The following is a 20,189-nucleotide window of genomic DNA, read 5'->3' as shown; positions in this document are numbered from 1 at the left end:
GGCTAGGGGAGGCATGATGAGCAAACTGATTCACACGGGCCTGAATGCGGGCAAGGGGCCGGTTGTTAAGGTCGTCGCGGCGGAAGGTGTCTACTACCACCTCGAAGGCGGAAAGAAAGTTCTCGATGCAAGCAACACCGGCGGCCCTGTAGGCCACTCTCATCCGAAGATGGTCGAGGCTATGATTGCCGCTGCAGCAAGGTCCCCCTCCATCAACGAAGGCTGGTTCTGGGCAGAGCGCGAGAAAGCGGCAGAAGATTTGATCGAGTTCGCCTTCAAAGGCGAGACAAGCTGGATCGGCGGGGTTCGCTTCTTCCTCAGCGGTAGTGAGGCGAACGACGCAGCGTTGTCGTTTTCGCAGGCTTACACGGGGCGCGTCGCCCTCGCCACTCGGGAGCGCGCCTACCACGGAATGACGGGATTAGCCCGCAACATGACTGTCCAACCACACTGGCACGGTGGACTCGCGGTAGTGGGTGGCCGCACCCAACCTGTTCCTTCTACTATTCCTGTACGCGTTCTGCCCGCTCCGATCGGAGCAACCTACGGCGGCATACAAGGTTCTGCCCCCGTTGCGGAACGCCTGAAGGATGCAGGAAGCACCTTGTCAGACGTTGCGGCAACGATCATCGATTACACGCAGGGGGGGATCTATTACGACAGCGAGTATCAAGAGCATGTTGCAAAGGCTGCACGCGACGCGGGCTCTTTGTGGATTGCCGACGAGGTGGTCACTGGTCTCGGTCGTAGTGGCCGGTGGTTTGCTTTCCAGGGTGCGGAATCCCGACCAGACATCGTGACGCTCGGCAAGCCGCTCGGCGGCGGTGCTGCCCCTGCTGGCGCTGTCGTGATGTCAAAAGATATCGTCGACTCGCTGAAAGATAAAAGCTGGCAGACGTACAGCACCTTCCGCGGCCACCCGCTCACGGTCGCTGCGATTCGCGCGTATATCACGATCATGCAGGAAGAAAAGCTTCTTGAACGCGTGCAAAACCTCGAGAAGTTGGCGAAGCGACGTCTGGTCGAAATCGCCGAGCGTCATCCATCGGTGTCACGTGTGGACGGGCGAGGACTGCACTGGACCGTTGAACTCCACGGCCCAGACTGGCGCACTTGGGAAGCAAATTCCACCTCAAGCCCCCTCGCCTCTCGGGTTGCAGCGCGTGCATTGGAAGCAGGTGTGATGATTGGGACGAGCGGAGAGCAGACATCGCTTTTCCTCGCGCCTCCGCTCATTATCGATGAGCAACAGCTTGACTCCATCTTCAGCGCCCTCGATCACGCACTAGAAGTGGCTGACCAAGAATACGCGAAATCGGGAAGCTGATATCGCCGTCGCATTGATACTAAGGCGAGTAACCAAACATGAACCCAAAGGTAAATTTCCATCGTCTATGGGAGACGCTTGAAACTCACGGCCAGATTGGCGGTACAGCGGCAGGTGGCGTTTGTCGCGAGACGCTCACTGAGAAGGACAAAGAAGGTCGCGACGTCTTCATCCGTTGGTGTGAAGATGCTGGGCTGGCGGTCGCGATCGATAGACTAGGAAACATCTATGCAAGGCGCGCGGGAATAGACGATTCGCTCGACCCCGTCGCAATCGGCAGCCATCTTGATACGCAGCCGACTGGCGGGAAATATGATGGCATATTGGGAGTACTCGGCGGCCTGGAGGTTGTTCGCGCATTGAACGACGCGCAAATTACGACTCATCGGCCAATCATGCTTGTCAACTGGACCAACGAAGAAGGCAGTCGGTTCGTGCCTTCCATGCTCGGCAGTGGCGTGTATAGCGGGGTGTTCACCCAAGAGGCCATGCTTAATCAGCGGGACGATCAAGGCGTTTCGGTCGATGAGGCGTTGCAGGCGATCGGCTATGCGGGTCCGGAAGAAGTCGGCGCGCGCCGCTTTCACAAATTTCTCGAGTTGCATATCGAACAGGGACCTGTACTCGAGCAAAAGCAGGTGGAGATCGGCGTTGTCACCGGCTCGCAAGCAATGAACTGGAGCGAAGTCACTATCGTTGGCCGACCTGCGCACGCGGGGACAACGCCGATGCCCAACCGGCTTGATCCGATGGGTGCAACCGTGCGGTTGCTCAACCGGCTTTACGACACGGCCAACTCCATCCAGGCTGCCTGTGCGACCATTGGATCAATCACCACCACACCGGCGTCGCATAGCACGATCCCCAAGGTTGTGAAGTTTCTTCTTGATCTTCGTCACCCCTCTGAGGAAAGGCTCAAAGAGATCGTTGCCGCGTTCGAACAATGGGCGGGAGAGGAGCGCGACAAAGGTTTCAAGATCACTCGGAGTGAATTTGGCGTCGCTGCCGAACAGCGATTCGCCGACGACTGCGTGGCCGCGATCCGAGAATCTGCAATTGAAGGGGGATATAGTCACACTGACATCATCAGCGGTGCTGGTCACGACGCAATCTATTTGAACGCAGTATGCCCGACAGGGATGATTTTTGTTCCGTGCAAGAACGGGGTCAGCCACAACCCCGCTGAATCTATCACGCCGGAACAGGCTTTTGCAGGAGTGGACGTTTTACTCCGGACCGTCGTCAAGTTGTCAGCCGTATAACTTGTTGACCGCGCTCTGGTCCTCGCCAGGGTGCCTAACGCGCCTTCCTTGTTTCACGTAACACCAATCATGGAGCGATCAACCTCGCCTCGTTGTCGACTAGGACGCAGAAGTCGATATAGCTGCGCAGGCAGGCCCTTGTAGTAGCCTTCGATCCAGTCGACGATATCAAGACTGGCCCGAGCGCGCGTCTCGTCGTGAAGCTGGTAAATCCTGTGGACCTTAAGGTTCTTGAAGAAGCTTTCCATCGTCGCCTGTACTATGCGTCAGGCGACGGCTCATCCAAACGTTGCTGAAGAACGACTGCATGTCATACGGAAGCGGAACATGTCCGTCGCCGGCTAGAGGGGGTGCTTCGGGGTCGAAGGCGTGCGCTGAGGGCCGTCCCGTTTCGGCGAAGCCAAAGTCCACCGGCCGCTCTCCGGCGATCCCACTCGAAGCATGGCAGGTGTAGGCGCCGTAGATGTCTACCGGGAAAATCGATATGAACGTCAACGCGAAGATCGTCGCAGCCGGAAATCTCGCGATCATGACCTCGCGCGCGCGGAAGCCAGATGCTCACACACAGGAGGATCGCACCCGGCACGACGTGGACGGCGTGCGCATCGCAGTACGAAAACGCCGATGAGATTACCACCGATAGTACGAACATCGCGCAAGTGAATTTTGTCGTTACATCCAGCGTGCGCGGAAGGTATGCGACGGCGGCGGCAAGCGGTAGGCCTGCCCCGATCGCGTCGAGGGATACTGTATTCATCCTCTTCCCGGTAGTAGTTTGTCCATCAGCGTAAGACAAGGACAGGCTGACGCAACGCAGCGCCGTCCGCTCATGCAGCCTGCGATCGCCGCAAAGGAATGCACAAGTCGCGGTTTTACCCGACCCACACCGGCTCCCGAAGCGGCCAGCCGCAGGCCGCCCTGAGGCTCACCGGCGATCTCCAGAAATTGGTGTCTAAACTACATGGCCTTCGCCCGGGAGCATTGCATCAATCTTCGGATTTCTCTGACGGTTGGGCGCACTCGCCCGTCGGCGATCGCAGTCGTTAGCTGGACCAGTTTTGAATTGACGAGTGCATCCGATGATCGGTGCGTCCGCTACTCCGGTCTGGATCGCATGACTAACGGTGACTGTCAATGCCGACCGTAATTTCCCCCCGCGCGCATCGAACCGCCATGCGCTTCGAGCTGCGCATCAATCCACGCGTGTGATAGTCGGCCGCAATCTCGCGGTCGTCCGTGTCGAGGATGCGCGCCGGGCGTTCGCTGTGTACGTCGCGGGCTATGACGTAGCGCGCACTGCGGTAGTCCGTGCGCGTGGCAAAAGGCGTCGGCAAGTCGGAGTGTTTCTTTGTGACTGACGTTGCGGCGACGATCGTCGCCAGCCCGGCAGTCTGCAGGTCGTATTCCTTGCGCATAGTGCTCACCTCGTTGCTGGGCCGAACAACCGCGGGTCGAGGGTAAAGGGTTCGGTGCTGATGACCTTGACGCTCGCCATGTCGGGATGCATCGGGTTGAATAGCAGGTTGAAGTCGGTTGGACAGACGACCGACGGCACCCGCATTGCCAGCCGTTCGCCGGTCTCGATCCACTGGCGGCCGAGCGCGCGCGTCGCTTCGGGATCGCGCGTCAGGTCCGCCCATCCGGCCGGCAACGCAGGCACGAACGCCGCATCGTAGACCGCGTCCGCCACGTCGAGCGTCACCAGAAAGTAGCCGCCGGCAGGCAGCAGCCCCGACATGTGTACCAGCGCCTCAAGCAGCGCGGTCGACGCGTGGCAACACGTGTACAGCACCGGCATGCCTCGCGGGTTCCAGCGGCCGCCGGCCAACGCCGCGCCGTTACCGCTCAGATCATCGGCCCGATAGTGGCCGCGCCGTTCCTTCGCGAGTCGATACAGCCTCATGCAGACACGCCGTGGATAACGCGCAGCAACAAGTCGCGCACGCGGTCGTAGCCCGGCTGCGAATCCAGTACCTCCAGCGGCCTCAGGCCGCCCAATTCCATATGCGGCCGTTGCATCCATTCTGCCGCCAGTGCTTCGTCTTCGAACACTTCGGCTGCCTGCTCGAATACATAGAGCACTCGCGCAACGCGATCCGATTCAGGTCCAGACAGGCGTTCTTCCTTCGAGATTTTGCGCAGGATCGTCGAACTCGGCAGTCCAAGACCGCTCAACAGGGTTTGTACGGGAATATGCAACAACTCCTTCGCGACCCGATCGATAATGACCGCCTCCATCCCTTCACGTATCTGGCGGCGCTGCTCGAGCGGGTCCATCTTCCGGAATGTTTCGAAGTCGTGTGGCTGTGCGCCGAGGCCGTTCGAGCCAGCGAACGCCTTCGCCCGTTTAGCGGCGGCCGGCTCGCGGCCGGCGGGTTGATGCAGTGCCATGATGCGAATCTCCCAAATGAGAATATCGTACCTCCCACATTAGTACTTTCTCGAATGAGAGTCAAGATGCTTCCATTTGGGGATCTGGACCGCGCCAGCTTCCAACGCGCCGTTGAATGAAATGATCGGCCGCCGCCAGATGCCGCACACATGGTTCCCAATGAGCTGCTGCAGCTGTTCATCGTTGATGGTGCGCTGCCGAAGAACGATCTGGGGCATACGCCGCTCGACGAATTCGAACACTTCTGTGCGTATAGCGGCTGCAATGAAGGTGACTTGGGTCAACGGGCATTCGCATTCGTCAGGCTTGCATATGTGACGGCAAGCTTGGGACATCGCGGGTATAGATGGGCGCCAATCGATGACGAGCTGGCAAACGCGCGGGCGAACGTCGGCATGCTCGCCTGGAACCACGGCGGACATTGCCGAGTACTGCGTGCTGTACTGGGATGGCGACGAGCTTGCCGGCGCCCACCTTTCCGCCGACCAGCCCGCGACCGTGGACGAACCGTTCGACCTGGATGGGGTGCTTCCCGAGATCGCGGACGCGGTCGACGACTGGCTGAAGTCTCCAGTCTTTACTTTCCGCCCGTCAGTTCTGGATTGGCTGAAAGATGCGCCGCCGCGCGATTCCGCCATCTGAAAAAACTGTCTGACCACACGGTGCCCGTCACTGTGGAACGCCGCCGTGTTGATTTTCACGCAGTCTTAACCCACCGTTTTCACCTAAATCTGACCCACCCCGAGACAGCCTAGTACATCTATTTCGGTGTGGATAACTCTTCGTTGCCCGCTGGTTTTGCTGCTTTCTTTCTCGTTGCCTTTCCCTTGGCAGAGCTGGTCCTGAAGCGCCACGATTCATTGCCCGTTTCGACGATGTGGCAGTGATGGGTAACGCGGTCCAGCAGCGCTGTCGTCATCTTTGCATCCCCGAACACGCTCGCCCACTCGCCGAAGCTGAGGTTGGTCGTGATCGCGACGCTCGTGTGCTCGTACAGCTTCGAGAGCAGGTGGAACAGCAATGCTCCGCCGGTCTGGCTGAACGGTAGATATCCCAGCTCATCGAGGATCACCAGATCGACGTACATCAGCTTGTGGGCAATCTGGCCTTGCTTGCCGGTGGACTTCTCCTGCTCCAGGGCGTTGGCCATCGCCCGAACGTCACGAGTTCTCCGCAGGTAAGTAGCGCGTCGCAGATGCTTGCGCATTACTATCCCAGAGACACTACTCTCGCTAAGGCGTATGAAGTTGCGTTAGATATCCGCAAGTTCGGAAACGGTCGAACAGTTTCTGGTTGGTAATCGCTGCGCTTGGCGCGATTCTCTTGGGAGCCGTCTCGGCGAGAGATCTCGACGAGAATGTAAGGTCCGCGGCTATTGTTGGAATCTGCGCTTTCGCGTCAGTCGTTGCTTATGCATGGTCGCTAGTGAATGATGCTGGCAAATTTTGGCAGCGGAACTGGGAGTATCAAGTGGGCATACTCGAGGATGCCGTGGTCGGGCCTCTCTATAAGACGGTGTTTTCCAAAGAGTCGCCGGCAGATTTCCGGCTATATTCGGTTTCAAAGCTCAATCTCTCCATTTCGCGTTGCGTTTTAGGCGCGTTCGCGCTCGGTGCAATATTTTGCGTGCCGATGCCGAATCCTGCGGATGTTCACGTCACGCGCCTCGTCTGGACGAAATTCCTCCTTATAGTCATTGCCGCAATCGGTGCCGTCTATATCCGAAGCGAAGGCAAAGCTGAGTCCACGAAGAACGGCATCAACGAATTGCATTTGCACTTTACGAAGAGAGATGTCGGGGCGCTGCTACAGCATAAGCCGTCGCGCTGACCCTGTTCAGGTATGCTTCATTAGTCAGCTTCTTCAATTTGTAAACAAGGCGTGTGTGCGTGTCGTTTTCTCTGTCGTCCGTCGTCGAACCGCGTCCGGCATCGTGGCGAACGCGATCAGCGACAAGCTGAAATACGACTCGAATGTCTCTTCCCGGGGCCAGCTCATGAAGTACCGATCGACCGTCGACCTTGCGACGGTAGTATTGCAGGTAAGCAGGCGCACGTCGCCTGCCGTGCCATTTGCGCGCCCTACTGCGTAGTGCCCACAGGTCGTCTTTCGCGTTAGTGCGTGTTGGCAGGCCTCCGCCTGGACAGAACACGATTGAACCATAGCTCAGGGCATGCACGAGCAGAAAAGTGTTGGTTTCATGTCGGAGCCTAAGAATGCTAAGCGGGTGCATCTAGGGCATCGAGTGCTTGGTAAAGCACGGTGCCTGCCTTAGCTTTAAGGTTCTTATTTCTGTATAGCTGAGAAACGATGCAGCGCAGAACGCAGCCCGCACCTGAATGTTCGCCCGGAATATGAAGGGCCGCTCAGGGTGTGTCGAATGTATAAGGCTGAAGTTTTGACGTCGCGAAATTCGGTGACGTCAACGTCCGCAACCCAACATACCGCTGACGCCGCTTCGAACTTTGGCGAACGACCGCAAAGGCCGACAAGCGACCTGCATCAACATCGCGGCTGACGCGCCGATCGGGTTCTGATACCTTCTTGCTGAGTACCGGATCACCAACTGCGCATATCATGTTAGCGACCGAAAATCGGTCCGCCACGACGCTGGCACGATCGGTCTTGAACGCGAGCGTCCCTGGTTTTTGCTCATCCGGCAATTGGGATTGGGGCTCTGAGCGCCTGCGGTCCCGCTTCGACCGGATTCCTGAGAACCTTCCATGGCCATTCCGAAGATCGGCTCCGCAGAATGGGTTGAGACCCAGATTCGGCACTACCTCACGACCGGAGACTATGACGGCTTCTTCGTCGGCTGGCCAGGGGAGGCTTTGAATATCACTGCTGCACGCGCCACACAACAGTTGCGCGCTGCGCTCATCGCTGACACGCTGCTCCGCGCGAGGGATTTCGACCATCCGAGCTCGATGCCAGAGCCGATAGAGCCGTGGCTTCGCGACAAGCTCAAGCCCATGGTGTATGGCCTTTTTTCCGCCTTCGAACGGGAGGTCGTTCTCCGCACCCTCGTAGGCGGTATCGTCTTTCTCACGCCGAGCAACATCGTGCAGATACTGACCAAGGAGACGTGGCTATCTACCGCATGGAAACTGGCGAACATCTATTTGGACAGTCTGGGTGCTACTCCGCTTCGAGAGGAGTCCGCTCGCGTCGTCGGCATGAGCCAGGACACTACTTGCTATGTCTCCCTGACCTACTTTCGCGATACCGATCCCTTCGCTGACTACGTCGTGCATGAAGCCGCCCATGTGCTGCACAACTGCCGCCGCGCAGCGATAGGGCTGGCAGAACGCCGGAACTGTCCAAATCCGCTCGACATCGCCTTTAGTAAGCGGGAGACGTTCGCCTATGCTTGTGAAGCATACAGCCGGATATTCGTGTCAGCTCTCGGAAAAGCCGCACGGCAAGCGGCCCTGAGCCGCCACCAAGAATACGGGTTGCCTCCGGATGAGCGCGTCGACCATGACGAATATATGGCCATCCTTGCAGATGCAATCGACGCTCGCAACGGATGGCGTCGCATCCGAGAGCGATGCGCACGTTGATTACAGTCGCCATCTCCGCCTGAATCTCGGCTCTCACAAAATCTGGAGCATGCAATGGCAGCCCCATCTCACGTCTACACCATCTCGTGCGTAGCCAAGATGCTTAATGAACCAGAGGAATGGCTTGAAGAACTGGCCAATATGAACCTCGAACCGGAGGACGGCTGCTTGGGCGTCATAAATGACCTTGACGTGCCGCCCGACGAGGTCATCTCGATCACCGCCTTCACTGACGCTGGCATTGAAGCACTCAAGGAACTCATAGCAGACGCTAAGCGTGCAGACGGCGGGAACGTATGAGGACGCTGAGTGATAGCAAGTAGCAGGAAGTCGTTGCATCTAGCGGATCTGACGAAGTCGAATAGATTTGACCTAGCGGTAAACGTGAGAAGGGCCCCGGTCATGGTCCCGGCGACACGCTCAGCAGTACGCATCTCGCATGTGGAAGTGGACAAAATGCGTCGCGGTGAGGCCCGCGACGTTGCATAATGCGACAACGCCTCTGCTGCGATATGCCTATGTCTCGCTCGACCTACGCGCAAACCGCCTCGCGGCACGCTGGCTCGTTACCGAGAACGAATTGTCGAGGTGCTGGGCGAGGCCCGCGGCCAGCGCGTCATGATCCGGTCCGTCCATGCGGATGGAGCCGAGCGCCGCACTGCGGTGAAACTGGTCAATCTGCTACCGTTGGACAACCAGCTCTTTTAAGTCGCGGGCGAGTCTTCGCCCATCCGTGCTCGCTAGCGCGTTCACGCGCCGTCGATCGCTTCTTTGAACGCCTTACTGGCCGTTCTGACCGTTTTCGCGACCGCCGTGCGGCCACATCGCTCGCCGCCGCTCAACCTCGCCGAAGGAGTGGCCGACTGATGCGCGTGCAGCGAGGCGCGCGCCACAGTGTCGGCTCCTGCGGCCTGCTATCATTCCGGGGTGCCCATTGAACGCGGACTCCTTTCGTTCTCTTTATTGCAGCATGTCTTATCGCAACCCTCGCCCGCGAGTTTCTCGTTCGCCGTCCCGCAAACCCCTCAGTAAAGAGATGTTGCTGCCTCTGCCGTTATCCGCGGCGCGCACCGTTGCGTTGTCCAACCATTTGACTTTCGCTGCCTGTCGCGCTGGCGCTGGATCTGCGTATCTGGTCAACGGGTTGATCGAATTGGTCTACGTCACCTATTTCGTGCAAGATGCGGGCTATGGGTAGACGGACGTCATCATCTATGGGCGCGCTGAAGCGGCTCTGGAGCGCTGCCTGCAGCGGGCGGAAACGGAGAGAATATGGAGAGTCGATGCGGCCGAGCTGCCCTTGTTCCAGGCGGTCTTGCAAGAGGCCGATCGTCAACTAGCCGTTGCGCCTCGGTACGTTCATTATGAAGCGCGGGAGAAGCTCAAGCGCTTTGCCGCGAGCGGGCGCGGCTCGCCGTTGATGTCCGCCGCCCGTGGTCATTGAAGTGAATATAATCGACCAGCGGCGATTGCGCCGGTAGGCCGCACAAGTCACAGCCGCTTGCGGAACGCTGACTGACGGCTCGATCTAAGCAATTGATTTGAAGCAGCGACCGACGCTTTCAGCGACAACCGTTCGGTAACAACGATCGCTGATATAACCTTAGCGTTGAAACTCACGCATCGCATCGGAGTTCCACCATGAGTCAACCCCGCGGTCCAAATGCGGGATATCGAGGCAAGTCCAACAATCGGCGCCAACCTCAACATCCGGCTAGCTCTAGTCGCCCTGGACGGGTCCAACCGCCCTTCAAAGCGAGTGATAGCGCACCCGCCCAAGCGTCCATCATTAAAACTCGTTCGTTGAAGTTTCTCGTCGATGCCGTCGTAGACTGTATTAAATCTCTCACCGTTGCGACAGTAAATGTGTCACTTGGGGACTACGCGATGCTCCGAGGTTTATAGAACCTTGTTGGGCAAGGTTTCGACGACGCAAAATAAAAGTGTCACTGGCTAGGCGACTGGACTCTCGCTCCGCTACGCATGCCGCCGCAGACCGCGGTCGGGCGGCTCGCGGCCAACAAGCGACCTTTGGAGGCAACGAAGTTTGGTCACTCGGGTGACTGCTGTGCCGCTGGAAGCGGCCATTTGAAACGAGGGGATGCAGGTCGCCCTATCAGCCCTTGGACATTTGCGGCCGATTGAACGAAAGCATGACGAGATTGCGACCATTGTCTTCAATCATACCCACCCAACAAATACTCACAATTTTCCAAGAGTGGTGACTTGCACACTTTGCTTGGATCAACGTTACCCCACTTGCACACCGCCCGTATGCTTTGCTCGATAGATCGGCTCGCAACGGGAGAGATAACAATACCCTCGATAAGTTTGTGTACGTCCAGAGAGACTATTGCGGGCGCTGGGTCGTGAATAGACAAGTCCCGAGGCGCACGCTTTCCGGTTATGTACATGCGGACTTCATTTTCATGTGCATACGCGATACGTTTTAACATTCCCATCAAGTGCCCATCCTCAGAAACACAGTCTGGTGGAGTAAGGTCCTTAGATGAAAAGTCGAGGTACTTCACCGCCCCCATGAAGATGTGGTGATCTTGCTGGTTCTCGGCCAGTGCGGCTTTGATGGCGCCAACACTAGTCGACTGCGTCACTGATTTGGCACCTGGCGGATTCGACGTGAAGGATCGTCATACTTCCACTTGATCGGCTTTGGATGTTTATTGTGCTCGCGGATGTAATGCATGAGTTTGCGATCCAGATCTTTTACTGAAACGAAGATGCCACGGGCGATCACATCACGCTGGATGCGCGAGAACCAGTTTTCCACTTGGTTAAGCCACGACGAATAGGTCGGCGTGAAGTGCAGACGTACGTTGCGATGCGCGTTGAGGAAGGTGGCCACCCGCTCCGTCTTATGGCTACTCACGTTGTCACAGATGACATGGATTTCTCTGCGCTTGGGCTGGCTGGCCACGACGTCGGTCAGGAAGGCCACAAACTGTTCGCTGGTATGGCGTGGCGCTCGGTATCGGTCAGATTCATTTTGCCCATGACCTGCATCTGAACACACTTGGGGTGCCAATTCAATGATGCAATGCACTAGTCTTTATGGCCACGCCGCCCTTAGAGTACAACCCCCACATTTCCTCCGACTCGTGCTGACTTCTGTACCAACAATTCACAGTCAGGCAGTTGACAATGTTCTTATGCAGCGCCTTCATTGTTTGCGTGTGAACGCGGGCCACTTCTTGTCGCAGATACGCCAGTTCCCCAGCATGTTGCTACTTTGAGGTAGCTTCTCGATTGCCGTGATACGCTCTTCGTGACGCTGTGCGTATTTCGCAGGGATAGCGGCGATCGCATCAATCGCGACTTTCGGCAGGTATCCCTCAAACGGATCCGTCTCTTTGTACCACGCCAAAGGGGTAAAGAAGAGAGTGCTCGATTCGATGAGATTGATGAACTTATCCAGCGTAAGGTATCGCCACAAGACATCTGTCTCGGCCAAGCTCTTGCCTATTTGTAGATGCGCCATTTTCCGTTCTAGTGGTAGCCCATGTTGACAGCGTGGCCACGCTCCGCGTGCCCTACTACTCTAATTCGAGACAGCTTACCCGATCTACCTGTGGTGTAGTGTGATAGTAATGGATATGGCTAGTCGCGGTGGTGTCACACGCCGTAGTGATACGATTCCTTTCCGGCCCTGCAAATGCATTGCCGAATCTTCTCCCAAGCGACATAGACTCGCACGACATGACAAAAGCAAAAAGACCAACACTACCAGCGCCGCTGATCGGCCAGTGGATTGGCAATTTTCGTGCGACTCAGTGGGCTGGAGATATAGTCATCGACCTTGAGATACGTTCCGACCACATGGTGGGCAGTGCAATGTTATTTCCTGGAGAAAAATCGAATGGACCGGTGGTCGTCGGGCGCATCGACGAAATCTATCTCGGGGCCGATGGCGCATTCACAACCATTCTGCTCCAACCGACGCATCCGAAGAACCCAACGCTTCTCGTACCACCGCATCAGGTTCAGGAGGTATTCCCACCGGAAATCCGAATCGCGACGAAGGCTCAGGCTCGGATAAGGTGGGACGGTACGAATATGGAGGTCGAGTGGAACTCTGATATAGGTATGGAGGGTTCAGCGCGGCTAACACGCAACGATCGGAACCGCCCGTCCGATATCCCGTCGAAGCGAATGAATTGGGATGCATTTAAGCGTCATGTGTCGCGCCTAGAAACACGCATGTTTATTCTCAGGGGACAGCAAAAGTCGTGGCGGCTTCGATCGCATTTCCATCGCACGAACCGCTCCGATCTGTTCAGATACACGTTTGACGATCTCGCCACGCTCGATCGACATCTAAGTGCGCGTACAAAGCATATTTTCAATCGGGCCGACAGCGACCAGTTCGGCGCTCTTCTCCACCTTGCGCAACACCACGGGTTCCCGACGCCTCTGATCGATTGGACGTACTCGCCGTACGTTGCTGCGTTCTTCGCCTTCAGACACATAACGATCGCTGCATCGAGGAAGCGAAATGCGGGTTACATCCGCATCTTCCAGTTCGGTCAGGCGAAATGGCGAGAGGACACTCCCCAAATACCGATCACAGCACCTGTCCGTCCTCACTTCTCGCTGATGGAATTTTTGGCGATCGAGAATGAACGCCTTATTCCTCAGCAGGCGCTCTCAGCGCTGACGAACGTCGACGACGTCGAGTCATACATAAAGGCTGTTGAGCACACGCGACAGCACCAATATGTCTATGCGATCGACATCCCGGTAAAGGAGCGGGAAACAGTGATGAAAGAGCTTGCCTTGATGGGCATTACAGCAGGCTCGTTGTTTCCGGGCCTCGATGGAGCGTGCGAAGAATTGCGCGAGCGGCTGTTCGCGCAGTGATTGCACGACAGGGAGGCTGAAACCAGCGAAAGTGACAGATGGACACCGGTAACGTATCGGCTGTCATGTCGGCCAATGCGGGTATCAGTGGTTGCGCGATTCCGCCTATAGTAGCGGGTCGCCGTGGCGACGATAGACCGTTCTGCTATCAGCTATCTAACCTAACGATGACGTCGGATACCTTGAAACGCCTGTTGACAACTGGCGCACTGACTGGCTTGACGGTCGCCTCGATCTTCGAGGTTTTTGCGGGTAGCACTGAGCCTGTCGTCGGCATGCTCCGTGGCACCGCAATCGAGCCGGTCTTGCTGCAATTGCACAACGGCAATTCCATCTTGTTCAACTTGGCAATCGGCTTTCTTACGAGCGCCTTCTTCTGGTTGCTTGTGGTGTATCTGCCGGAGCGTCGACTGAGGGAAATCCTGCGAAGCAATCTGAGGCGCCGTTATCGTGAGTTCAGAGAAGGGGTGATTGGGACGCTACTTGGAGCGTCAGACGGATCTTACGACCCGCGACTACGTGAGGAGCTATGTGACCATCAAAAATTCAGAGAGTATTTCGGCTCAGACAAGTTTGCGAAGTGGTACGCCGCACTCAACGAGATGCAGAGCCGTCCGGAGCTGCTAGGCGATATCGTGATGGAGATGAAGATGCTGTCAGATGAAGTCGCGTATGTCTTTTCGAGGGTCGACGTCAGCGACGAAGGTGTGCATCGCTTCTTCCGGCGTTTGAACGAACACCTATATCGCTTGAAGAACGAGTCTGTCTATTCATACGATCCGGTCAAGTATGTCGGCCGTTTCGTATACGGAATACTCGCTCATTGGGATATTGCAACGGGTGAGATTGAGAGCGACATCATCGACGACATGATTAGGGCAATCTGAGGATCGAACCGTAGAACGGCTGCTTTAGCTGGCGGATTCAACCCTACGACTGGCGTGCACGCTTCAGTTCAAAAGGACGTGTTTGTAACGCATCGTCGCTAACCCCGGCTTCGCTGAAGGCATCGAAGTGACCGGGTACGACCTTGCCGGTGATTCCTTCACGAGCGAGCCGCTACTCCAATGCTCACGGTGCTTTCCCGCGCGGCTAGTTCGTCCCTGAATTGATGTCTGAGGTACCCGTGAGCGATGAACGACGCCCGCGAGCATCACCGATAGAAAACGTAAGTCGCGAGATACGGTGAACTCCCCATCTGATGCTCGGCCGTGCACCGCGCGGCCGGTTTCAGGCCGCCAACCGTCTTGACGCGCTGGACGTATCGTATCGGAGAGAGCAGCCCTGGACCGGCCGTGGAGCGCGCCTGCAGAAGCAGTTGGGGCACGCTGTGGTTCGTCTCCCTCGGAGTCTGTGCGATCACATGTCCTTCGATACGGCTAGCATCGGGCGCCTCCCATGACGGGCCAGCGAAGTGTTCAATGATCGCCGCGCCGTGCTCGTCGAAAAGCGTCGCTCGCGGTTGCATCAACACCCAGCCGAGTACGTGTCGGTTGTCGTACTGGCAGGTGTAGATCTGCACGCCAGATGCTCTCGCGCTGAAGCTCACGCTTCCATCAGGTGGCACAACGGATTGGGCCAGTGCCGCCGAACAAGAAAGGCCCGATATCAGTATGCCGCTTGCGGCTCTTGCAGCACGCATTAGATTTTTTGGTGGAATGAATTAATAAGGACCGACCCGTTACTTTGAGTCGACTTACTCGATGTTTGCGGCATGCTAACAGTGCTCGACATTGGGTTTCTTTAGGTCACTTATAGTACACCGCGCTATGGCGCGTTGCTTGTTCCTTCTACACATGTCGCACTCGATTCGTCCGCATCGCTGTTAAACCGGTACGCCAGTGCATTGTCCGAGCAAGCTGGCTGCGGCCATCAGGCCTCAGGGTGCCCCGCGATGTGCGATGCGCTGCGTCCGCGGTACAGATGTCGTCGGCTGACCAATAGGCACCGCTCGGCAGAAAGCGGCAACCGCGGCCGTTTCCAGAGAATTGCGGTCGTTCAGAAGGTTTCCAGTCATTGCGAAAAGTGTCATTTAAGTCGCTCATCGACGGACAATGCGCGGACCTACGAATTGCCCCCCGCCCGGTCGCGCGACCAATAGCCGGACCTATGGGGATCGTAGCCGACGTTCGAATGGCCGTCGGAATTATCGCGATGAACGAATGGAGCTGTTTCTCCTATTCTAAGTAGGAAGACAGGACGATAGCCAAACGGTTCAATAGGAAGGTCCGTGTGCACACCGGGCGACCTGCTTCCTTAACGAGCTCCGCGCTATCGTGATATGAATTCTGCAAAACGTCCGTCGCGCCCCGACATCAATGCCTTGATGGCACTGCAGCGACGTCTCGCCGCAAGCACGCACGCGGAGATCCGTTTCGATGCCGGCACGCGTGCGGCCTACGCGTCCGAAGCGTCCAATTACCGGCAGGTACCAATCGGCGTGGTGGTGCCGCGCAGTGTGGATGATGTCGTCGAAATCATGCGGGTGTGCCATGAATGGGACGTACCGGTTCTGACGCGCGGCGCGGGCACCTCGATGTGCGGCCAGTCGGTCAATGCCGCTGTTCTGATCGACACATCGAAGAACCTCACGGCGATCGAGGTACTAGATGTGTCCAATCAGGTAGCGACCGTGCAGCCGGGCGTAATCTGCGACCAATTGAAAGATGCTGCCGCGCTCGAGGGGCTAACCTTTGGACCGGACCCTGCCACGCATAGCCGCTGCACGATCGGCGGCATGGTGGGCAACAACGCCTGTGGCGCGCACTCGGTGATGGCTGGCAAGACGGCCGAGAACATCGAGGCCATGGAAGTTCTCACCTACGACGGTGCGCGCTTCTGGGTCGGGCCGACGAACGAGGAGGCGATCCAGCAGCATCTGAACGCCGGCGGCCGGCGCGCGGAGATCGTCGCGGCGCTGCTCGATCTCGTCGACGAATATGGCGAGGTCATTCGCGCCGGCTTTCCCAAGCTCAAGCGCCGCGTCTCCGGCTACAGCCTCGACCAGTTGCTGCCGGAGAACGGCTTCAATATTGCTCGCGCGCTCGTCGGTTCCGAAGGCACGTGTGTTTCGGTGCTGCGGGCCAGGACATCGCTGGTGACCAATCCCGCTCATCGTGCGCTCGTCGTATTCGGCTTTCCGACGATCTTCGATGCCGCCGACTGCGTACCCGTGTTGCTGCCGCTGGGTCCGATTGCCATGGAAGGACTGGACACCGGCATCGTTGGAGGGCTCAGGGAACGCGGCCTAGCGCTCGCGGACATTGCCGAACTGCCCGAAGGCAATGCGTGGCTGATGGTCGAATTCGGTTCCACCGACAGGCCGACGGCGATATCGCTCGCGCAAAAGGCCGCTGCCCTTGCGTCATCGCTGCCTGGAATGCCGTCTTTGCGAACCGTGACAGACGCGGGCCTCATGAAGCGTCTCTGGTCGGTGCGCGAAACCGGCGCTTCGGCCACGTCGATTGGCGACGATCCGTCGAAACCCGATCCGGTCGTCGGCTGGGAAGATGCCGCCGTCGAACCCCGTCATCTTGGCGCCTACCTGAGAGAGTTTTCGGCGCTCGTCGAGGCCTATGGCTACAAGACCAACATGTATGGTCACTTCGGCGACGGATGCATTCATTCGCGCATCACCTTCGACTTGCGCCACGCGCAGGGCGTGCATACGCGGCGCGACTTTCTGGTCGACGCAGCGCGGCTCGTCATCAAATACGAAGGATCGTTGTCCGGCGAGCATGGCGACGGCCAGGCCAAGGGAGAACTGCTCTCGATGATGTACTCACCCGAGTTGATGGAAGCGTTCCGCAAATTCAAGGCAATCTGGGACCCGCGCGACCGCATGAATCCCGGGAAGCTAATCGACGCGATGCCGCTCGACGAGAATCTGCGTCTTGGGCCCGGTTATCGGCGCGTGGACGTGTCGAGTCCCTTTGTGTTCGGCAACGCGGTGAAGCCCGACACCTTCGCGCGCGCGACCGAACGCTGCATCGGCATGGGTAAATGCCGCTCGCTGAGCGGTGGCACCATGTGCCCGAGTTATCGTGCGTCACGAGAAGAAAAGTACTCCACACGCGGACGGGCCCGCCTGCTGTTCGAACTGCTCAAAGGCGAGGTGATCGAAGACGGCTGGCGAAGCGAAGCGGTCAAGGACTCGCTCGATCATTGCCTGGCCTGCAAGGGATGTCGAAGCGACTGCCCCACGCACGTAGACATCGCCAAATACAAGAGTCACTTTCTGTACGAATACTTCAAACAAAAACGCCGCCCTGTCATGGATTCGATGATCGGCAGAATCGGCGCATGGCTTCCGCTCGCAACGCGGGTGAGCACGGTAGCCAACGCGGTGATGAGCAATCGGTCGTTCAGGAGAGTCGGCGCCCGCTTCGACCTCGCGCCTGATGTCCCGTTTCCAAAGATCGCCGCGCGGAGCTTTCGCGGCGGATCGAGCGCCAGGCGACTGCTCGCGTCAATTGCGGCCGAAGCGACCGCGCCGCGCGGCCAGGTCTTGCTCTGGACCGATACCTTCAACAACGGCTTCTCGCCCGAGGTCATGGAAGCGGCGGTGCGCGTGCTCGAGTCGAACGGTTTTGGCGTCCAGCTTATGCGCAAGCACATCTGCTGCGGACGTCCGATGTATGACGCCGGCCTGCTCGACGAGGCGCGCCGCAATCTCGAAGACATCATGGCGGCGCTGAGCGATGTCATCGAATCGAAAATCCCGGTCGTCGTGCTCGAACCGAGTTGCCTGTCGGTGTTCCGTGACGAGTTGCGCGCGCTCTTTCCCGCCGATCGCCGCGCGAGGGCACTGGCGGACAGCGTGAGGACGCTCGCGGAGCTGCTGCGGGATAGCGATGTGCCCGTGCCGCGGTTAGAGGAGGACGTTCGCGTGCATGGGCATTGCCATCAAAACGCGTGCGGCGGCATGAAAGCGGAGTCGCAACTGATCAATGCGGCGGCGAGTTCAGGCGCGCTGCTGAACACGGGATGTTGCGGGATGGCCGGCGCATACGGGTACCACACAAAGACGGCGAGCCTCGCGAGAGCGGTGGCGGCGTCCGAACTCGTGCCCGCGATCTCCGCACTAAACGATGACACGGTCATCGTGAGCGACGGCTTCAGTTGCCGCTCGCAGATTCGCAACACCACAGGCAAAACGGCGGTCCATCTTGCTCAGTGGCTGGATCGTCGCGGCGCCGCCGCTCAACATCGGCACGAAGAACGGATCGAAGCTGAAGAAGAAAACATCTAGCGCATTCGCGCGAGTGAACAGTGTCTCTCGCGACAAACTTTTGAAAAGGAGCGGTAATGACTATTGCCTCACTCATCGAATCCGATCGCAAGCATCTTATTCATCCGGTCGTCAATTACCGCGCCCATGAAGCGCGCGGAGCGACCATTCTCGAATCGGGACATGGCGTGTGGCTGCGCGACGCGAGTGGCAACGAACTCCTCGACGCGTTCGCTGGCCTGTGGTGCGTCAACACGGGCTATGGACAGGAAAGCATCGTGCGTGTCGCCGCCGAACAAATGGCTCGCCTGCCCTACGCCACCGGCTATTTCCATTTTTCCTCGGCGCCCGCGATCGAACTCGCCGAGCAACTGGTCGCGCTGTCGCCCGCTTCGCTGCAGCGCGTCTATTTCTCGCTGGGCGGCTCGGACGCCATCGATTCCGCCGTGCGCTTCATCACGCACTACTACAACGCGACAGGCCGCGCGTCGAAGAAACACATCATTGCGCTGGAGCGTGGCTATCACGGCTCGTCATCGTCCGGATCGGGACTGACAGCGCTCGCCTCGTTCCACCGCAACTTCGATGTGCCGCTCGCAACACAACATCACATTGCGTCGCCGTATCCGTATCGCAGCGAGACGCCCGACGACGCGCAAGCGATCATCGGTCGGTCCATCGCCGCGCTAGAAGAGAAAGTTACCGCGCTCGGAGCCGAGAACGTCGCCGCATTCTTCTGCGAGCCCATACAGGGATCGGGCGGCGTCATCGTGCCGCCGCAAGGATGGCTCAAGGCAATGCGCGATGCCTGCCATCGACTCGACATTCTGTTCGTCGCCGATGAGGTCATTACGGGATTCGGCCGCACCGGCCCGATGTTCGCGTGCGAGGCCGAGCGCGTCGAACCGGACCTAATGACGGTGGCCAAGGGACTCACCGCAGGCTACGCGCCGATGGGCGCCGTGCTGATGTCGGACCGAATCTATCAGGCGCTCGCGGACAGCGGCAATCGCTCCGACCCAATCGGACATGGGCAGACGTATTCTGCTCATCCGGTGAGCGCCGCCATCGCACTCGAAGTATTGCGGCTTTATCGCGAAGGCGGACTAATCGACAACGGCGTCGTTCAAGGTCGGCATTTTGCGGCCGGGCTCGACAGCCTGCTCGATCATCCGCTGGTCGGCGACTCGCGCCATCGTGGTCTGCTCGGCGCGGTGGAACTCGTCGCGGATAAGCAAAAGCGCACGCGCTTTGATCCTTCGCTCGATCTTTCAAACCGGATCTTCGCGGCGGCCTATCGCAACAAGATCATCTTCCGGGCTTTCGGCGACAACATCCTTGGCTTCGCGCCCGCCCTGTGCATCACCGAAAGCGAAATGCAACAAATGATCAAGCGAGTGCGCAAGACGCTTGATGACGTGCTGGCCAACGAGGACGTCCGCGCGGCCGTGCGCAGCGCGGAAAAAACGGCGGCCTGAACCATTGGCGACTGAAAGGCAACGCGATCTCGCATCCAGACGCGATCGTGCTCATCTTTGGG

Annotated in this window: 16 protein-coding genes and 4 pseudogenes; 11 read left to right on the top strand and 9 right to left on the bottom strand. The window is 58.2% G+C overall.

What is annotated here, in order from left to right:
* The first annotated feature begins 13 nt into the window (after window positions 1-13).
* Together NCS02_RS30505 and NCS02_RS30500 are read left to right on the top strand one after the other, a co-directional pair.
* Complete coding sequence (locus tag NCS02_RS30505; protein ID WP_250523486.1) at window positions 14-1,327, top strand: class-III pyridoxal-phosphate-dependent aminotransferase; 1,314 nt, start codon at window positions 14-16, stop codon at window positions 1,325-1,327.
* A 38-nt stretch (window positions 1,328-1,365) separates the two neighbouring features.
* Window positions 1,366-2,589, top strand: a complete 1,224-nt coding sequence (locus NCS02_RS30500) for a Zn-dependent hydrolase (RefSeq protein WP_250523485.1) — start codon at window positions 1,366-1,368, stop codon at window positions 2,587-2,589.
* Window positions 2,590-2,656: 67 nt separating this feature from the next.
* Here NCS02_RS30500 and NCS02_RS30495 read toward each other — a convergent pair.
* Window positions 2,657-2,843, bottom strand: a pseudogene (locus NCS02_RS30495) (IS3-like element ISBvi3 family transposase); the annotation flags it as partial.
* 230 nt (window positions 2,844-3,073) lie between these two features.
* On the opposite strand from NCS02_RS30495, the gene NCS02_RS30490 reads away from it, so the two are divergent.
* Window positions 3,074-3,217, top strand: a complete 144-nt coding sequence (locus NCS02_RS30490) for a hypothetical protein (protein WP_250523484.1) — start codon at window positions 3,074-3,076, stop codon at window positions 3,215-3,217.
* Window positions 3,218-3,707: 490 nt separating this feature from the next.
* Here the strand turns inward: NCS02_RS30490 and NCS02_RS30485 are convergent, their stop codons facing one another.
* From NCS02_RS30485 to NCS02_RS30470, 4 genes are read right to left on the bottom strand one after another with little or no spacing between them, the layout of a single operon-like run.
* Window positions 3,708-4,004, bottom strand: coding sequence for a hypothetical protein (locus NCS02_RS30485; RefSeq protein WP_350029936.1), 297 nt, complete (start codon window positions 4,002-4,004; stop codon window positions 3,708-3,710).
* Between the two features lie 5 nt (window positions 4,005-4,009).
* Window positions 4,010-4,492: an RES family NAD+ phosphorylase gene (locus NCS02_RS30480; protein ID WP_250523483.1), complete on the bottom strand. Its 483-nt coding sequence runs from the start codon at window positions 4,490-4,492 to the stop codon at window positions 4,010-4,012.
* Window positions 4,489-4,980, bottom strand: coding sequence for an Xre family toxin-antitoxin system antitoxin (locus tag NCS02_RS30475; protein WP_250523482.1), 492 nt, complete (start codon window positions 4,978-4,980; stop codon window positions 4,489-4,491). The genes NCS02_RS30480 and NCS02_RS30475 overlap by 4 nt, the downstream gene beginning before the upstream one ends.
* Window positions 4,981-5,019: 39 nt before the next feature.
* A complete protein-coding gene (locus NCS02_RS30470) occupies window positions 5,020-5,265 on the bottom strand; it encodes a hypothetical protein (RefSeq protein WP_250523481.1) in 246 nt (81 codons plus the stop codon).
* 76 nt (window positions 5,266-5,341) lie between these two features.
* Here NCS02_RS30470 and NCS02_RS30465 point away from each other — a divergent pair, with 76 nt between their 5' ends.
* The gene (locus NCS02_RS30465; RefSeq protein ID WP_250523480.1) at window positions 5,342-5,623 is read left to right on the top strand and encodes a hypothetical protein; all 282 of its coding nucleotides are present in this window, start codon (window positions 5,342-5,344) and stop codon (window positions 5,621-5,623) included.
* A gap of 118 nt (window positions 5,624-5,741) precedes the next feature.
* Here the strand turns inward: NCS02_RS30465 and NCS02_RS30460 are convergent.
* Window positions 5,742-6,131 (bottom strand): annotated as a pseudogene (locus tag NCS02_RS30460) (ATP-binding protein); the annotation flags it as partial.
* Window positions 6,132-6,262: 131 nt separating this feature from the next.
* On the opposite strand from NCS02_RS30460, the pseudogene NCS02_RS30455 reads away from it, so the two are divergent.
* From NCS02_RS30455 to NCS02_RS30445, 3 genes and pseudogenes are all read left to right on the top strand, one after another.
* Window positions 6,263-6,811, top strand: a pseudogene (locus tag NCS02_RS30455) (RipA family octameric membrane protein); the annotation flags it as partial.
* A gap of 893 nt (window positions 6,812-7,704) precedes the next feature.
* Window positions 7,705-8,544 carry a hypothetical protein gene (locus tag NCS02_RS30450; RefSeq protein ID WP_250523478.1) on the top strand — a complete coding sequence of 280 codons (840 nt, stop codon included), beginning with the start codon at window positions 7,705-7,707 and terminating at the stop codon, window positions 8,542-8,544.
* 54 nt (window positions 8,545-8,598) lie between these two features.
* Window positions 8,599-8,844 carry a hypothetical protein gene (locus NCS02_RS30445; protein WP_250523477.1) on the top strand — a complete coding sequence of 82 codons (246 nt, stop codon included), beginning with the start codon at window positions 8,599-8,601 and terminating at the stop codon, window positions 8,842-8,844.
* Window positions 8,845-11,152: 2,308 nt separating this feature from the next.
* Here the strand turns inward: NCS02_RS30445 and NCS02_RS30435 are convergent.
* Together NCS02_RS30435 and NCS02_RS30430 are read right to left on the bottom strand one after the other, a co-directional pair.
* A pseudogene (locus tag NCS02_RS30435) lies at window positions 11,153-11,527 on the bottom strand (transposase); the annotation flags it as partial.
* 195 nt (window positions 11,528-11,722) lie between these two features.
* Window positions 11,723-12,040: a hypothetical protein gene (locus NCS02_RS30430; protein WP_250523476.1), complete on the bottom strand. Its 318-nt coding sequence runs from the start codon at window positions 12,038-12,040 to the stop codon at window positions 11,723-11,725.
* 218 nt (window positions 12,041-12,258) lie between these two features.
* Here NCS02_RS30430 and NCS02_RS30425 point away from each other — a divergent pair, with 218 nt between their 5' ends.
* A complete protein-coding gene (locus tag NCS02_RS30425; protein WP_250523475.1) occupies window positions 12,259-13,419 on the top strand; it encodes an FRG domain-containing protein in 1,161 nt (386 codons plus the stop codon).
* Window positions 13,420-13,457: 38 nt separating this feature from the next.
* Entirely contained in the window at window positions 13,458-14,306 is an 849-nt protein-coding gene (locus tag NCS02_RS30420; RefSeq protein WP_250523474.1) for a hypothetical protein, read from the top strand.
* A 266-nt stretch (window positions 14,307-14,572) separates the two neighbouring features.
* On the opposite strand, the gene NCS02_RS30415 is transcribed toward NCS02_RS30420, so the two are convergent.
* Window positions 14,573-15,061, bottom strand: a complete 489-nt coding sequence (locus NCS02_RS30415; protein ID WP_502800914.1) for a DUF3455 domain-containing protein — start codon at window positions 15,059-15,061, stop codon at window positions 14,573-14,575.
* Window positions 15,062-15,700: 639 nt separating this feature from the next.
* Between NCS02_RS30415 and NCS02_RS30410 the strand changes: the two genes are divergently transcribed.
* Entirely contained in the window at window positions 15,701-18,670 is a 2,970-nt protein-coding gene (locus tag NCS02_RS30410) for an FAD-binding and (Fe-S)-binding domain-containing protein (protein ID WP_502800913.1), read from the top strand.
* Between the two features lie 56 nt (window positions 18,671-18,726).
* Entirely contained in the window at window positions 18,727-20,127 is a 1,401-nt protein-coding gene (locus NCS02_RS30405) for an aspartate aminotransferase family protein (protein ID WP_250523471.1), read from the top strand.
* The last annotated feature ends 62 nt before the right edge of the window (window positions 20,128-20,189 follow it).

The sequence above is a fragment of the Caballeronia sp. NCF2 genome (assembly GCF_023631205.1).
Classification (GTDB): Bacteria; Pseudomonadota; Gammaproteobacteria; order Burkholderiales; family Burkholderiaceae; genus Caballeronia; species Caballeronia zhejiangensis.
The sequence above is the reverse complement of the archived record's forward strand: the minus strand, read 5'-3'. Positions and strand labels throughout refer to the sequence as shown.